The 15,457-nt window shown below is 57.0% G+C and carries 13 protein-coding genes; 12 read left to right on the top strand and 1 reads right to left on the bottom strand.

Going from position 1 to position 15,457, the window contains the following annotated elements:
- Positions 1 to 161: 161 nt before the first annotated feature.
- On the bottom strand, positions 162 to 2,084 hold the full coding sequence (gene htpG, locus H7846_RS17715; protein ID WP_186694114.1) for a molecular chaperone HtpG: 1,923 nt from the start codon (positions 2,082 to 2,084) through the stop codon (positions 162 to 164).
- Between the two features lie 215 nt (positions 2,085 to 2,299).
- Between htpG and shc the strand changes: the two genes are divergently transcribed.
- The 12 genes from shc to purU all read left to right on the top strand — a co-directional run bounded on the left by shc (position 2,300) and on the right by purU (position 15,431).
- Positions 2,300 to 4,279 carry a squalene--hopene cyclase gene (shc, locus tag H7846_RS17710; protein WP_186694112.1) on the top strand — a complete coding sequence of 660 codons (1,980 nt, stop codon included), beginning with the start codon at positions 2,300 to 2,302 and terminating at the stop codon, positions 4,277 to 4,279.
- Between the two features lie 148 nt (positions 4,280 to 4,427).
- Positions 4,428 to 5,159: a Type 1 glutamine amidotransferase-like domain-containing protein gene (locus H7846_RS17705; RefSeq protein WP_222597528.1), complete on the top strand. Its 732-nt coding sequence runs from the start codon at positions 4,428 to 4,430 to the stop codon at positions 5,157 to 5,159.
- A gap of 223 nt (positions 5,160 to 5,382) precedes the next feature.
- The gene (gene gatB / locus H7846_RS17700) at positions 5,383 to 6,873 is read left to right on the top strand and encodes an Asp-tRNA(Asn)/Glu-tRNA(Gln) amidotransferase subunit GatB (protein ID WP_186694110.1); all 1,491 of its coding nucleotides are present in this window, start codon (positions 5,383 to 5,385) and stop codon (positions 6,871 to 6,873) included.
- Between the two features lie 152 nt (positions 6,874 to 7,025).
- A complete protein-coding gene (locus H7846_RS17695; RefSeq protein ID WP_255460733.1) occupies positions 7,026 to 8,552 on the top strand; it encodes a hypothetical protein in 1,527 nt (508 codons plus the stop codon).
- Between the two features lie 75 nt (positions 8,553 to 8,627).
- On the top strand, positions 8,628 to 8,972 hold the full coding sequence (locus H7846_RS17690) for a DUF6496 domain-containing protein (RefSeq protein ID WP_186694108.1): 345 nt from the start codon (positions 8,628 to 8,630) through the stop codon (positions 8,970 to 8,972).
- Positions 8,973 to 9,080: 108 nt separating this feature from the next.
- Complete coding sequence (locus H7846_RS17685) at positions 9,081 to 10,256, top strand: glycoside hydrolase family 76 protein (protein ID WP_255460732.1); 1,176 nt, start codon at positions 9,081 to 9,083, stop codon at positions 10,254 to 10,256.
- A gap of 36 nt (positions 10,257 to 10,292) precedes the next feature.
- Positions 10,293 to 11,216, top strand: a complete 924-nt coding sequence (locus H7846_RS17680) for a hypothetical protein (protein ID WP_186694106.1) — start codon at positions 10,293 to 10,295, stop codon at positions 11,214 to 11,216.
- A gap of 52 nt (positions 11,217 to 11,268) precedes the next feature.
- Positions 11,269 to 12,948 carry a D-alanyl-D-alanine carboxypeptidase/D-alanyl-D-alanine endopeptidase gene (gene dacB, locus H7846_RS17675; RefSeq protein WP_186694104.1) on the top strand — a complete coding sequence of 560 codons (1,680 nt, stop codon included), beginning with the start codon at positions 11,269 to 11,271 and terminating at the stop codon, positions 12,946 to 12,948.
- Between the two features lie 125 nt (positions 12,949 to 13,073).
- Positions 13,074 to 13,811 carry a sulfite exporter TauE/SafE family protein gene (locus H7846_RS17670; RefSeq protein ID WP_186694102.1) on the top strand — a complete coding sequence of 246 codons (738 nt, stop codon included), beginning with the start codon at positions 13,074 to 13,076 and terminating at the stop codon, positions 13,809 to 13,811.
- An 18-nt stretch (positions 13,812 to 13,829) separates the two neighbouring features.
- Positions 13,830 to 14,174 (top strand): c-type cytochrome, encoded by a 345-nt coding sequence (locus tag H7846_RS17665; RefSeq protein WP_186694100.1) that lies wholly within the window; start codon positions 13,830 to 13,832, stop codon positions 14,172 to 14,174.
- Positions 14,171 to 14,548 (top strand): hypothetical protein, encoded by a 378-nt coding sequence (locus H7846_RS17660; protein WP_186694099.1) that lies wholly within the window; start codon positions 14,171 to 14,173, stop codon positions 14,546 to 14,548. Before H7846_RS17665 ends, H7846_RS17660 begins: the two co-directional genes overlap by 4 nt.
- A 22-nt stretch (positions 14,549 to 14,570) precedes the next feature.
- Positions 14,571 to 15,431: a formyltetrahydrofolate deformylase gene (gene purU / locus H7846_RS17655; RefSeq protein ID WP_186694097.1), complete on the top strand. Its 861-nt coding sequence runs from the start codon at positions 14,571 to 14,573 to the stop codon at positions 15,429 to 15,431.
- Positions 15,432 to 15,457 lie beyond the last annotated feature (26 nt).

Here is a 15,457-nt window from a genome sequence, read left to right as displayed (position 1 = left end):
GCATAGTCATAATGTTCCTCACCCTCTATGCCTGGCTCACCCATGATCGGCCCGATGCTAGCTGACAAGCGCTTCCTCTTCATGGATTCAAATGGAATGCATGAAACGTACAACGCCTTCCAAGTGGAAGGCGTTGTACGTTTGTGAAGTTGTTATCGCATTCAGATGGATTGATTCAACACGCGGTTGAGGCGTTGGACGAAGGTGGCCGGATCTTTGAGTGGCACGCCCTCGAGCAGCAGGGCCTGGTCGAAGAGAAGCCATGCGGCATCTTCGATCTTTGCGTTTTTGATGACGTCTCCTGCATTGGCGGTGTCGGCCAGGAGCTTCTTGATGATCTCGTGATCGGGGTTGATCTCGAGCGTGGGCTGAGGTTCAGGCATCTCTGTCTGTCCCATGGCTCGCATCATGTGACGCATGCGGGCAGAGGGCTCGTCTTCGTCGGAGACGATGACGGAGGGGCTGTCGGCGAGGCGCGTGGAGGCACGGACCTCTTTGACGGCGGCGCCAAGCGTGGCCTTGATCTTTTCGAGCAGCGGCTTCAGAGCTTCGGCCTGTTCGGCGGTTTTAGCGGGTTCGTTCTCGTCCTTGAGATCTTCACTGGCGGCGCCTTTGTTGACCGCCTTCAGATCGATGCCGTCGTACTTGTCGACAGTGGAGAAGACGATCTCGTCGATGTCGTCGTCGAGGAGAAGAACTTCGATGCCCTTCTTCTTGTAGATCTCAAGCAGCGGCGAGTTGCGCAGGATGCTCTCGTTGCCGCCGGTGATGTAATAGAGAGCCTTCTGCTCGGGCTGCATACGCGACTTAGCCTCGGCGAGCGAGGTGAGCCCTTCGACCTTGGTGGACTTGAAGCGGATGAGGTCGAGCAATGTTTCACGGTTGGCATAGTCGCCGTAGAGCCCTTCCTTGAGTGGGCGGTTGTATTCGGCGATGAAGGTCGAGTACTTCTCGGGGTCGTTGGTAGCGATGGCCTTCAGCTCGGAGAGGATTTTCTTGACGCTCGCCGTCTTGATAGCGGTGAGCACCTTGTTCTGCTGCAGAATCTCACGCGAGACGTTGAGCGGCAGATCCTCAGAGTCGATGATGCCGCGCACGAAACGGAGGTATGGCGGAAGCAACTCCTTGGAATCATCCATGATGAAGACGCGCTTCACATAGAGCTTGACGCCGGTCTTGTAGTCAGCCTGGTAGAGATCGAGCGGAGCCTTGGCCGGGATGTAGAAGAGGGTGGTGTACTCGAGCGTGCCCTCGGCGCGGGTGTGGAACCAGAAGAGCGGATCCTCCCAGCTGCCGGTGAGGGATTTGTAGAGCCCGGTGTAGTCGTCGTCCTTCAACTCGGACTTCGAACGCTGCCACATCGCGGAGGCCGCATTGACCTGCTCAGTGGTGCGGGTCTTGATGGATTCCTTCTTTTCGGCGTTCCACTCGCTCTTGTCGTGGGTGAGGAAGATGGGGAAGGCGATGTGATTGGAGTACTTCTTGACGATCTCGGTAAGGCGGTAACCGTTGGCGTACTGCGCGCCCTCGTCGTTGAAGTGGATGTGGACGGTAGTGCCTGCGACTTTACGTGCGGCATCACCAGTCACCTCTTCGAGGTCGAAGCCGGTCTTGCCGTCGGAGGTCCACTTCCAGGTCTTGTCTTCTCCGGCCTTGCGCGAGACGACCTCAACCTTGTCGGCGACCATGAAGACAGAGTAGAAGCCGACGCCAAACTGTCCGATGAGGTTGGAGTCCTTGCGGGCGTCGCCGGAGAGCTGCGAGAGGAAGTTCTTGGTACCGGAGCGGGCGATGGTGCCGAGGTGCGAGACGAGGTCTTCCTCGTTCATGCCGATGCCGGTATCGGAGATGGAAAGGGTCTTGGCCTCTTCGTTCAGCTCAAGGTCGATGCGCGGAGAGTCGATGCCATTACCAATGAGCGCCTTGATTTTGTCGTCGGTGAGGGTGAGGTGGCGCAGTTTGTCGAGCGCGTCGGAGGAGTTGGAGATCAGCTCGCGAAGGAAGATCTCGGGATGCGAGTAAAGGGAATGAACGATGAGGTGGAGGAGCTGGGAGACTTCAGTCTGAAATTCACGTTTAGACATAGCGTTTTTTCATTATTGCCAAAAATGTGTCGCCACAGAAACGCGACACCGGGTTGCGGTGCTGTCTGCCCCCAAGACTGAGATGGAAATTCGATATTTTGCGAAAACCTGTCATTCAGCGACGGGTTTGGTGGATTTCTGTCTGGATCTCTGCTACTTTCATATTTGCGAAAACCTGTATTCAAATGACGGTTTTAGAGAAGGAGCAGGGTGGAATGAAGGAAGTGCCCGGAATTGTTTTTGATGGCGGACAGGCGTCGTATAACCTCCAGGCGCTAGCACCCTTTGTGCAGGCAGCGGTACGCAACACCTCGGTTCATGAGGCCAGGGAAACCGCGGCCCGTGCAGCTACAACGCTTCAGGCGCAGCAAAATCCTGAAGGCTATTGGGTGGGCGACCTTACGGCGGACACGACTCTGCTGTCGGACTACATTCTGTTGCAGATGTGGCTCTATCCCCCGGCGGCGAATGGAAGCTGGGATCCGCCGACGATGCCGAAGATTCGCAAAGCGGCGAAGTCGCTGCTTGAGACGCAGCGTCCAGACGGCGGGTGGAACATCTATGAGCCCGGCCCATCGGAGATCAACGCTACGGTGCGGGCCTACACGATGCTGAAGATGACGGGCCTGAGTCCCGAGGACCCGCGCATGCAAAAAGCCCGTACGTTGATCCTGAAGATGGGAGGGATTCAGGCCTGCAACAGCTACACGCGGATCAACTACAGCTTCTTCGACCTGTTTCCGAAGAAGTATTGCCCGACGATTCCTCCGGAGATCATGATTATTCCGGGCAGCGTGCTGTACGAGATGTCGTCGTGGACTCGGACGATCATTGTTCCACTTTCGATTGTGCAGGCGCTGGGAGGCACGCGGCCTACGCCAGGAGGGCTGCGCATCGAAGAGCTGTTCCACCCGAACAAGCGCATCGCGCTGCATCGCAAGGACCGCATCGCCAACCTGTTTATCCGCGCCGATAAGCTGTTCAAGCGCTGGGAGCGGCAGAGCGTGAAGAAGATTCGCGATCGCGCGATTCGCGAGGCCGAGCACTGGATGCTGGACCGGCTGCACTATAGCGAGGGGTTGGGGGCGATCTATCCCTCAATCATGTACTCCATCATGGCAATGGATGTTCTGGGATACGAGCGCGACCATCCAGACCTGATGGAGGCGATTGGTCACTTCGACGGCCTGATGCTGGAGAGTGAAGAGGGGATGGTCTTCCAGCCGGCGAAGTCTCCAGTGTGGGACACGGCGATTGGGGCCTTTGCGCTGGGCGAGGCGGGGCAGGGGAACCCGGAACAGATGACTGCTGCTGCGGACTGGCTGTTGAGCAAGGAGATTCGGCGCAGAGGAGATTGGGCGACCAAGCGTCCGAACCTGACACCTTCGGGCTGGGTGTTTGAGTTTGCCAATGAGTTCTATCCCGATATAGACGACACGGCGATGGTGTTATTGACGCTGCTGCATGCCAAGGCAAGTGATCCGGAGCGGCAGAAGCGCGCCGAGCGGAGAGCAGTGGACTGGCTGCTGGGGATGCAAAGTTCCGATGGTGGATGGGCCGCCTTCGATGTGGATAACAACTGGCAGATCCTGAACAAGGTCCCTTTTGCCGATCACAATGCCATGCTGGATCCAACCTGCCCAGATATCACGGGGCGCGTGATCGAGTCGCTATGTAAACGTGGGTTCGATTGTACGCATCCGGCGATTATCCGCGGTGTTCATTATCTGCTGTCTCATCAGGAGGAGAACGGAAGCTGGTATGGCCGCTGGGGAGTGAACTACATCTACGGGACCTTCCTGGCTCTACGTGGCTTGGTTGCATCCGGAGCTCCCGGTGCGGTCGAGGCGATTGCTCGTGGAGCACACTGGCTGCGCGAGATTCAGAATCCCGATGGCGGATGGGGTGAGAGCTGCCTGGGATATGACACAGAGCGGTTCGAACGGGCTGTGAGCACGCCATCGCAGACGGCGTGGGCATTACTAGGACTGATGGCGGCGGGCGGAGTCCGCAGCAATTCGGTCCAGGATGGAGTCCGCTGGCTCTGCGAGAATCAGCGTCCGGATGGAACATGGGACGAGACGATCACGACAGGGACGGGTTTCCCAGGCGTGTTCTACATCAGCTACCACCTGTACCGGAACTACTTTCCGCTGTTGGCGCTCGGAGTTTACGGCAAGCGAAGCAAGAGTTAGTGACAACGGACGCTTCTACCGCATTGGAACCGCATTCAGTAAAGCGAAGCGTGTTCTTTACGAAAACTGATCGTGTTCGCTTAGCACCGGAAGAAGGCATATTCAAAGATAGACTCGTAATGCAGGCCAACCATACCAAAGGGCAGGCATGATGAAGCTTCTTCTGACTTCTTCTGGCATCAGTAATCCCAGCATCCGTGGCGCTTTGATCGGCCTTCTCGGAAAACCGATCGCAGAGTCCAACGCGCTCTTCATTCCCACGGGGATCTATCCTTTTGCCGTTGGCGCGGGTATGGCCTATAAGGCGATATGCGGAAAAGTACCGACTCCGTTATGCGAATTAGGCTGGAAGTCGCTTGGAGTCCTTGAACTTACCGCGCTGCCTAGTATTGCGAAAGATGTCTGGGTCTCGTCGCTCGAGCAGTCCGACGCTCTGCTGGTGTGGGGCGGCGACCCGCTTTATCTGAGCTACTGGATGAGCCAGTCCGGGCTGGCAGAATTCCTGCCGTCGCTGCAAAACCTGGTCTATGTCGGAGTAAGCGCAGGCAGCATGATTGCAGCTCCCATCTTCGCCGAGACCTACCATAGGCCCTATAAAGGCACTGGTACTCCACTCACGCTGGAGGAGATGACCTTCGCAGCATCGGAGGGTGAGGTCAGAATGAACTTCATCACGGCCAAAGGTGCGGGATTTGCAGACTTCGCCATTCTTCCGCACGCGAACCACGAAGATCGTCCTGATGCCTCCTTTGTGAGCGCAGAGAAGTGGGCTGCGAAGCTGCCTGTTCCGATGTATGTCATCGACGATCAAACGGCAATTCGAGTGGAAGGCGGTGCCGTCGAGGTCGTCTCTGAAGGGCAGTGGAATGCATTCAAATGAGCTGGTGCATCTGAGCCAGGCGGAGCTGGAGCAGGCGATCGGCGGCGACGAAGTCGAAAAGCCATGATGAGGACTGTGATGCAAAAGAAGATAGAAATATCTGCTTGAGTAAGTAGATCCTGACCAAAGTGAGAAGGCTATGCGGTTTTTGAGGAGCTCCAGTTCTGCCGTATGCGTGAGGACGGATGGCTGAACGGCATACTTGATAAAATCGGTGGTAATCATGTCCACCGCTACTGCGCTTTCGCCAGAGATTCTTGCCAAGTACCAGCCTGTGATCGGGTTGGAGGTTCACGTCCAGCTCCTTACGGAGACCAAGGCTTTCTGTGGCTGCGTGAACCAGTACGGCGGTGAGCCGAACACTCATGTGTGCCCCACTTGCCTGGGGCTTCCGGGAGCGCTGCCAGTGCTGAATCGCCAGGCAGTGGAGTTTGCGGTGCTGGCTGCCCGTGCGATCAACTGCGAGATTCGCGAGACGAGCATCTTTGCGCGGAAGAACTACTTCTATCCCGACCTGCCGAAGGGTTACCAGATCTCGCAGTTCGACAAGCCGATTGCCGAGCATGGGGCGATTGAAATTCCGGCCTTTGACGCGAGCGGTGCTCCGATCACCAAGCGCATTGGTGTTACCCGTCTGCATATGGAAGAGGACGCAGGTAAGAGCATTCATGACGGCTTTGCGGATTCGATTAATCGGACGTATATCGACCTGAATCGTTGCGGAACGCCTCTGATAGAGATCGTGAGCGAGCCGGATCTGCGCACTCCCGACGAGGTTTTCGAGTACTTAACGAAGCTGAAGGAGATTCTGCTGTACACCGGCGTGAGCGATTGCAACATGGAAGAAGGATCGCTGCGGTGCGACGCGAACGTGAGCGTGATGCTGAAGGGTGCGAAGGAGTTCGGCACCAAGGCCGAGGTCAAGAACGTCAACAGCTTCCGCTATATTCGCGCCGCAGTGGAATACGAGATCGAGCGCCAGATCGGTGTAATTGAAGATGGCGGGCGCGTGGTGCAGGAGTCTCGACTGTGGAATAGCGGTGAGGGCCGCACCTACTCGATGCGCTCGAAGGAACAGGCACATGACTATCGCTACTTTCCGGAGCCGGACCTTCCGCCACTCGTGGTGGGCAAGGAGTGGCAGGCCGAGATTGAGAAGCAGCTACCGGAGCTTCCGGAAGCACGGCGCGCACGCATGATTGAGAAATACGGTCTGAACGATCAGGACGCCGCCACCATTACGGCGACCCGTGCCTTTGCCGATCGCTTTGAGGTCGCGGCGAAGAAGGCGAAGTCCCCGAAGCGCGTAGCTTCGATTTTGCTATCGGAGATCACGATGCGTTTACGCGCAGCAGAGCTTGAGGACGATCAGTCCCCGGTTTCGCTGGACGGCATCGTAGTGGCTGCTGATCTGATGGAGGCAGGGACGATCAGCTCCAAGCAGCTGAAGCAGCTTCTGGATTCGAGCTTCGCTGAAGGCAAGGACTTCCCGGAGATCTACGAGCGCGATAAACCGCAGCAGATCTCGGATGCGGGCGCGATCGAGAAGATGATCGACGAGGTGATTGCAGCGAATCCGAAACAGGTGGAGCAGTATCGCGGTGGAAAGAAGACGGTCGCGGCGTTCTTCGTGGGCCAGGTGATGCGGGTGTCGAAGGGACAGGCGAATCCAGCTCTGTTGAATGAACTAGTGACGAAGAAGCTGGATGGCTAGGACCTGCGCCATGCAGAAAGAGCAGACGCAGATCCTTCAACTACGCCTCTCGCGATAGAACTGCGAGAGGCTCCGCTCAGGATGACACTTCAGAAAATAGGCGGGGGATTGTTGCTCCGCAAGCCGCTTGAGGTTTTAATAGGCGGATGCGGATGGGCGTGTCGTTTCTGCGAATGTGGACGTTGGCTTCTGTAGTATCGTTGGCGCTGATTGGGTGCAAGGGAGACGCGACCTACGTGGTGCCGGAAGGGCCAATGCCGCCGAACACGATTCTGCTGTCAGGGATGATGCGCGAGCTTTCGGCTACGCCGGGATTCACCGACGCTCTATTGGCGCAGCTGAATGGTGGAAAGCAAGGACCGGCGCTGATGTCGCCAGCGCTGATTCATCGGCTGCGTGAATTGATTCTGGGTAAAGATTGGCGCGGGTTGGATCGTTTTCCAGGGTGGACGCTCAAAGGCATCAATCCGACGGTCAAGATTGCGGGAAGGTTCTTTGCGAAGAAGGACGATGGAACGGCTTCGATGCATGAGAGTGCGAGTGAGCATGCCGCGCTGGAGACTGGACCGGTAACGACGGAGCGGATCAAACCTTTCATCGATCTCGGTCCGTACACGCTGGAGAAGGCGGAGACTGTCGATCTGAACAAGCCATCGACATTGCCGGGATTCACGATGGAGGGAATCGTCTTCGATCTGGGTGCTGGAGTTCAGCGCGGAGATGGGCCGAATTCGCAACTGGCACCTCTGCATGCGGAAAGCCAGCGACTGGCGGATGTGTTGAATCGGCTGAGCATGAACGAGCTGAATGGGGTGGCTCAGGTTTTGGCAGCAATCGATGGACATACAGTATCCACGCCAGAGCAACTGATGACGGCATTGATGACGACTGGCCACACAGTGCAGGTCTACGATGCGCGCTACTTCGCGAACTTCGGACACTTCCACTACAAGGGACAGGAAGTGATGATGCCCTTCTGGATCGACTCGCAGATTCGGATTCCTGGCGAGAAGCGGCCACTCCTGGTGCCGGTGAGCCACGCGGAGTACGAGTGGGAGATTCGCGGGCCAAAGGTGAATGCAAATGTGAGCTGGTACTTCGGCATCGACGGCAAGAGTGAGTTTCGCACGATGGATACGCTGGACCAGGCCTGGGTGTTGGGTCGTCATGCGCACACGTACCGCGATCAGGATGCCGTCGAAGTGACCCGGCTTGTAGCCAGAATGGTGATCGCGTTTGCGCATCAGCATCTGCGGCGGCCTGACTTGCCCTTTGGCGGCTATTATCCGCTGGGTGTATGCCAGGATGGTGTGGCGGCCATCGAGAAGAAGATGACCGGCACCGACACGCTATTTCCGAACACGGCGGATGTATCGCTCTTCGACGACCCTCGCGATGCTGAAGTGAATGCGATGATGACTGCGATTCCAAAGGATGTTAATGGAGGGCTACCATCGCCCGAGCGAATCTTTGGCTCGTTACCGACGGATGATCTAAACGCAATTACGATCCCGGGGCTCTCAGACGATCTTGCACGAGTAAAGGCTGCGTGGCAGGAGGACACACTTCAACGCACACCAACGTGGATGCATAGGATGTTGGTGCGTCTCTTTGGTGCTGCCGCGTTGCTGTTTCTTGTCGGGCTTGTGCTGAGGAGACGGAGACGCGCTACGCATTGAGTGAAGAAATCTCCGAACATGAGATGCAACTGATGGGATGCTTTCTGCCTTCTGAAATGAATTGGGAGGATAGTTATGGCAACCAAAAAGGCAAGCAAGAAGTCTTCGAAGAAATCTCCAAGCAAGAAGAGTACGAGAAGCACAAGTAAGAAGAGCAGGAGTGCGAGTAAGAAGACCTCGGCAAAGAAATCTACCGCGAGAAAATCTACATCGAAGAAGGCGAACAAGAAGTCGAGTTCAAGAAAGTATGGTCCGTCCGTTGGAAAGAATGTAGAGCGCGAGATGCGTGAGATGAAGCGCGGCAAGCTGAAGAGCGGACGCAGCGGTAAAAAAGTCACCAGTCGGAAACAGGCGATTGCGATTGGACTCTCGGAGGCGCGCAAGGCGGGAAAGAAGGTTCCGCCGCGAAAGAAAAGTTAAACTTCGATTCCTCAACCGCCCCGCGCACAAAGGCTGTGCGCGAAGATACATCGATCTGGCTAAAGAACGGCACTTCATAGACGGACGCTCCGCTGGTAAAACGGAAGGATGACCTTCCAGCGGATCGTCCTGCTTTTTCTCTGTCTCAATACGGCATTCGTTTGCAGCTCTCAGGAGCGGACGCAGAACGGCGAACCGAAGCCGGAGATGCTTCATCGGGCGCAGCTTGCGGTGGATGCTTTGCAGCAGTGGTATGTGCCCCGTACGGGTCTTTATCGCACGACGGGATGGTGGAACTCCGCCAATGCGATCACCGCAATTACAGGCTTCATGCGCATGAGCGGATCAAGAAAATATGTCTCTGTGCTGAGCCACACCTATGCCACGGCGCAAGTCCCTGTCCCGAAGGAGCAACAAACGGTCGAAGGCAAGGAGATGACCGGTTTCCCTGGATTCCTGAACAAGTATTACGACGATGAGGGTTGGTGGGCACTCGCATGGATCGACGCGTACGATCTCACCCACGATGCGCGCTACCTGACGATGGCGGAGTCCATCTTCGCCGATATGGCCGGCGGTTGGGACGCAACCTGTGGCGGGGGCATCTGGTGGAGCAAAGACCGTACCTATAAGAATGCAATCGCCAATGAGTTGTTTCTCTCGGTTGCAGCGCATCTGGCCACGCGCTCGTCTGAGGATCGAGATAAATATGCTGGTTGGGCAGCGAAGGAATGGCAATGGTTCCGCCAATCGGGAATGATCAACAGCGAAAACCTGATTAATGATGGCCTGACAATCGATGCCAAAACGGGTGCATGCCGCAACAACCAGAAGACGGTCTGGAGCTACAACCAGGGCGTGATCCTGGGAGGATTGGCGGAGTGGTCCCGGCATCAAGGCAACGCCGCAGTGCTGGACGATGCCCGGAAAATTGCGGATGCAGCATTGGCGCATCTTGGGGACGGGGAGGGAGTCCTGCATGATGTCTGCGAACCAAAGTGCGGCGCCGATGCTATCCAGTTCAAAGGCATCTTCGTGCGAAACCTGCGGGCATTGGATACGGTTGCCCCGGAACCGCGTTATGCCAAAGCCTTCCGAGTCAATGCGGGCTCAATCTGGACGAAAAACCGCACTCCACAGAACACATTTGGCGTGACGTGGTCCGGACCTCCGGAGGCTATTGATGCGGGAACGCAAAGCTCGGCTTTGGATGCCCTGGTGGCAGCTCTACCGCACGACTCCGCGCCAACCGACGTGGAAAAGGTCGCTGAGGCGGTAAAATAAAAAGGTTACGGAAAAAATCAAAAGGAACAAGGTCAGATGAGCACAGGTGTATTAGCAGGACAGGTTGAGGCGGCAGCTAAGGCGGCCGGGCTGGTCGTAGTCGCGCAGCAGGAGGGCAAGGACTTCTCCGGCGGACCGACGGCGCGTTTCACTCTCGGTCCGGCCTCGAACACTGCGAAGACCCAAACGCTGGAGCTGAGCGCCGCATTCGACTTCAGCGGAGCCGCTCTGAAGGATGTGGTGGAGAGCTATCTGAAGGAGACTGCCACACGCCTGAAGAATCCACGTCCAGACTGTTATCTGACCCTGCACGGCCTTCCTTTGAGCTTCGGGAACTTTGAGTGGCCTTTCCACGCATCCACTTCAGGTGCGGATACCTACATCGTTCATGGCGATGCTCGGCTTGAGGATGGCAAGGAGAACATTCTCCATGCCAAGGTGTCGGGGTCTATGACGGTGACCTTTGCCGAAGTGGTCGCTGCCATGGAGCAGCCCTTCGCCGAAGGCTTCATCTATAACGCCATCCGCAAGACGTTCGATCAGGGCCAGCTGGAATTGGTAAAGAGCGGCAACCGTCAGCCTGTTCCGGTAACGACCCGCTATTACAGCACCAAGCAGAAGAAGTTCATCTTCAACGACACCACCGAAGCGCAACGTCAGGAGTTCCTGGCGGCGAAGGTCTTCTGGCTTTCGGGTGTCCTGGGCGGCGGCGAGCCGGTTTGGCTGACCGATCCGCGCGACGCGCAGTACCTCAACACGACCGTCGAGGAGCTGAAGAAGACGGCGGCTGCGGTTGCGCATGAAGGCGTAATTTTGCTGACTCCCGATACGGAGTTTGCCACCCCTGCTCCCGCTCTTATAGAGCATCGCGAGGGGTATGAGCAGGAGCTGGCTTCGGCGCTACAATTCCTGAAGCCATCATTCAACGAAGAGATGCGGGCCGGACACACCAACATGTAACGTTGGCTTTGCCCGCACTGATGTTCCAGAACTTTGCTAGACTGTCGCGCATATGAACAAAGTGCTGGCAGCTGCAATTTCAGCGGTGGTGTGCGCAGGCATCGCTCCGGCTCAATCGCAAAATTCTGGATGCGACGGTCCCGTAAAGGCGAAGACAAGTCGTAGCGGGCCGTGCAGCGAGCTGGCAAGGAAGATCTCCGAGGTGCTGGCGGATCCGGCGGTTGCGCGTGCGCACTGGGGGATCAAGGTTACGGCGATGGATGGTGCGCCCATCTATTCGTTGAACGATGGGCAGTTGTTTCAACCGGCCAGCAATACCAAGATGTTCACTACAGCCACAGCCCTTGCCCTGCTGGGTGCGAATACGACCTTTACGACGAAGGTGATCTCGCGCGGAACCTTCAGCGCTCCCGGCAAACTTACAGGCGATGTCGTGCTGGTCGGAGCGGGAGATGCAAACCTCTCGGGACGAGTGATTCCATATGTTCCTCCGTCGATGCGCCCCAAGGTTGCTCCCGGACAGCAGCCTCCTCCGGCGCCACCTGCACTACGGTATCTCAAAGACATGGCCGATCAGGTCGCCAAGACCGGGTTGAAGGTCATCAACGGCGATATTGTGGGCGATGACACACTCTATCCCTGGGAGCCTTATCCGAGTGACTGGTCGATTGATGATGCAGTCTGGGGATACGGCGCTCCTGTCTCGGCGCTTGTCATCAATGACAATCAGCTTCAGCTGACCGTAGCTCCGGGAGATGCACCTGGAAAGCCTACGAACATCACTATCGACCCCATCGCGCCTTACTACACCGTCGATGCTACGGCGTTGGTTACAGGACCGCACGGGAGCGGCTCTCATGTGCAGATCGAACGAGCGATGGGATCCAAGGTGCTGCGCATCTATGGTTCGATTGCTGTGGATGCACGCCCCGACGAGGAAGAGATCGCCATCCACGACCCAGCCGAGTATGCCGCCGCGGCGCTGAAGTCGATGCTTGAGGTGCGTGGGATTCTTGTGACAGGAGTAGCCCGGGCGAAGCATCGCATTTCGACCGATGCGAGAGGATTCTTCCGTGCATCGCATGAGCCGATTCTGGCGATGGACTGGAGTAAGACCTACGCGCCTCCACAGACGTCCATCGCATGTGTGAGTAACTGCAGCAGCACGGCTCCAGCAGAGACGGTTCTCGCGCAACACATCTCGCCCCCTTTGATTGAGGACATGGTGGTGACCAACAAGGTCAGCCAGAACCTCCATGCGGAGATGTTCCTCCACAACCTTGGTGCTGCTGTTCTTGGCGATGGTTCGACCGTAGGTGGAGCGCGGGTGATCCGAGCGTTCCTGACAACTCGTGCCGGACTCGACCCCGATGACTTCATCTTCTTCGATGGCTCAGGATTGAGTGGACATGATCTTGTTACTCCTCGCGCAACGGCACGACTGCTTCAATACGCTGCTACCCAACCCTGGTTCGCCGACTGGAAGCGTACCTTGCCGATTGGTGGCGAGGATGGCTCGCTGGTTGAGCGGTTCGGCAAGGCTCCACTGAAGGACCACGTCTTCGCCAAAACAGGAACTCTGAGTGAGGCTCGCGCCCTGAGCGGATATCTCGATTGTGCGAGCGGAAAGGCCGTGATTTTTTCGGTCATGGTCAGCGCACATTCTCCCGCTACGGCTGCCGATCGCATTGCGATGGACAAGATTGTCGGCTTGATTGCCGCGGCAAATTGAACCACACGGATGGGATGCAACTAATTGATTGCACGATGGTTGCATGTGTGTGAAGCCGTTTAGAATAGAAGGATGAAGACGAAGTTATGGACCGTTCGACCGGTCTCTCTTGAGCAGGTCCAAGGATGAGTGGAAACACCGTCGAGGTCCTTTCGGTGATCTTCTTTGCCACCTTCATCCGATCGGCCTTTGGATTTGGCGAGGCGCTGGTTGCAGTTCCTCTGCTGGCCCTCTACCTTCCCCTCACCGTTGCGGCGCCGCTGGCGGTGTTGGTCTCCATCACGATTGCAGCGGTTGTCGTCATACAGGACTGGCGCAAGATTCATTTCCGCAGCACCGGATGGCTCTTTGCCTCGACATTATTGGGAATTCCTGTCGGGCTGCTGCTGCTGACCAGTGTGCATCAGCAAGCTGTGAAGATTGCGCTGGCGATCATCATCTTGGCCTTTGCACTGTACTCGCTGATTGGCCGCAGGCCGCCGGAGCTGAAGACCGATGCTCCCGGTTGGCTGGTTGGTTGCGGCTTCTGTGCCGGTGTCCTCGGTGGAGCTTACGGAATGAACGGGCCTCCGCTGGTCATCTATGGTGCGATGCGGCGCTGGTCGGCGCAGCACTTCCGCGCCACATTGCAGGGATACTTTCTTCCCGCGAGCATTGTCGGAATGGCGGGCTACTGGGCCGCCGGACTCTGGAGCCGCGCCGTTACGCACTATTTTCTGCTCTGCGTTCCGATTCTCTGGCCCGCGATCTGGCTGGGCCGAGTGGTCAATCATCGGTTGCATGGCCAAAGCTTTCTTCGCTATGTCTATCTGGGGCTGATGGGGATTGCTGTCCTGCTGTTGGTGCAGTCCGCTCGCGCATAGGGTGAGAGAATACAGGTGATGAAGAAAATCTATCTTTTAGTGCTGGTCAGCGCGTTGGCTGGATGTAGGTCAGCTCCTCCTCCACCAACGCCTCTCGAGCAGTTGAATGCACAGCAGATGCATGGCCATGCGGTTTATCAGGAGCACTGCCGGATCTGCCACAATGACCGGAACAACACCCCGCTCGTTGGGCCGGCATTGATTGGAGTCTTCAAGAAGCAGTATCTTCCCAGCGGAGCCGCCGCAACCGACGAGCGCGTATCGGCAACCATCCTGCATGGGCGGAACATGATGCCCGCGCAGGCCAACGTGATCGACCAGCAGGACCTCAACGATCTTCTGGCCTATTTGCATACTCTATGAGCGATATAAACGAGATTAAAAAACTTCAGGCCAAAGCTGGTGGAATGCTTCCTGGCGTTGCCGGGATCTGCATGTTCATGCTGGTCCTGACACTGATGAATGCCTTTGCTGCTTTGCGCAACATCTACGGTCCGGGGCGCGGCAAATTTGGCGTGCTGGGCATCTGCACCTTGCTTGCCGCCGGAGTCTTTGGCTTGTTGCGGATGAAGCGCTGGGGATGGGCGCTGGTGCTGGGTGGATGCCTCACCCTGTTTCTGGGCAACCTGCTGTACTTCCGGCAGACCCATGCAGCGCCGTATCTGGTGCAGGGGCTCTTTGCCCTCGTCTTCTTTCTCTATCTGGTGCGCACTGAAGTGAGAGAGCGCCTGCGATAGATCTTTCCTGAGGATATAAAGTTTGCCGACCACCAAACCAGCCTCTGCTGTTCTGCTGATCACGTGCCCGGACCAAAAGGGACTGGTTGCTACTGTCTCAAGCGAGCTCTACCGCTTCGGAGCCAACATCATTCACGCAGACCAGCACCAGGACCATGAAGAGGGTCTCTTCTTTATGCGGGTCGAGTGGTCTCTGAATGACTTCGATCTTGCCAGCTTCCGCACTGCGTTTGAGGCGATCGCCACGCGCTTTGGGATGGACTGGCAGCTTAAGGTGAGCACGCAGCGGCCCCGCGTTGCCATCTTTGTCTCGCAGCATCTGCATTGCCTGGCCGATCTGTTGCATCGCCACCAGCTTGGTGAGTTTGAGTGCGATATCCCCCTCGTCATCAGCAATCATACGGATGGCGAAGCGCTGACACGGTTCTATGGGATTGACTTTCAATGTATCGAGGCCTCAGCCGAAAACCGTACCGAGGCTGAGCAGCGACAGCTTGCTCTGCTGCGGGAGGTCAATGTCGACCTGATTGTGCTGGCGCGCTATATGCAGATCCTGACGCCGGAGTTTGTTGCTCAGTATCCTTTCGGCATCATCAACGTGCATCACTCGTTTCTGCCTGCGTTTATTGGAGCACGGCCCTATCATGCTGCCTTCCGTCGCGGCGTCAAGCTGATTGGAGCGACCAGCCACTACGTTACCGCCGAGCTGGACGACGGTCCCATCATTGAGCAGGACGTTGCGCGCATCTCGCACCGGGATCAGGTGCAGGATCTAATTGCCCGAGGACGCGATCTGGAGCGCCTGGTGCTCTCCCGCGCAGTGCGCTGGCATCTGGATGGACGCATCGTCTCATATCGCAACAAAACGGTGATCTTCGACTGAGACTGTTGCCGCCAATTGTTGGTTCG

The organism is Edaphobacter sp. 4G125 (genome assembly GCF_014274685.1).
GTDB lineage: Bacteria > Acidobacteriota > Terriglobia > Terriglobales > Acidobacteriaceae > Edaphobacter.
This window is presented reverse-complemented; position numbering and strand designations above follow the sequence as displayed.

Coding starts and splice junctions, on each gene's coding strand:
- htpG (WP_186694114.1), bottom strand. CDS start 2,084: ATGTCTAAACGTGAATTTCAGACTGAAGTCTCCCAGCTCCTCCACCTC.
- shc (WP_186694112.1), top strand. CDS start 2,300: ATGAAGGAAGTGCCCGGAATTGTTTTTGATGGCGGACAGGCGTCGTAT.
- H7846_RS17705 (WP_222597528.1), top strand. CDS start 4,428: ATGATGAAGCTTCTTCTGACTTCTTCTGGCATCAGTAATCCCAGCATC.
- gatB (WP_186694110.1), top strand. CDS start 5,383: ATGTCCACCGCTACTGCGCTTTCGCCAGAGATTCTTGCCAAGTACCAG.
- H7846_RS17695 (WP_255460733.1), top strand. CDS start 7,026: ATGGGCGTGTCGTTTCTGCGAATGTGGACGTTGGCTTCTGTAGTATCG.
- H7846_RS17690 (WP_186694108.1), top strand. CDS start 8,628: ATGGCAACCAAAAAGGCAAGCAAGAAGTCTTCGAAGAAATCTCCAAGC.
- H7846_RS17685 (WP_255460732.1), top strand. CDS start 9,081: ATGACCTTCCAGCGGATCGTCCTGCTTTTTCTCTGTCTCAATACGGCA.
- H7846_RS17680 (WP_186694106.1), top strand. CDS start 10,293: ATGAGCACAGGTGTATTAGCAGGACAGGTTGAGGCGGCAGCTAAGGCG.
- dacB (WP_186694104.1), top strand. CDS start 11,269: ATGAACAAAGTGCTGGCAGCTGCAATTTCAGCGGTGGTGTGCGCAGGC.
- H7846_RS17670 (WP_186694102.1), top strand. CDS start 13,074: ATGAGTGGAAACACCGTCGAGGTCCTTTCGGTGATCTTCTTTGCCACC.
- H7846_RS17665 (WP_186694100.1), top strand. CDS start 13,830: ATGAAGAAAATCTATCTTTTAGTGCTGGTCAGCGCGTTGGCTGGATGT.
- H7846_RS17660 (WP_186694099.1), top strand. CDS start 14,171: ATGAGCGATATAAACGAGATTAAAAAACTTCAGGCCAAAGCTGGTGGA.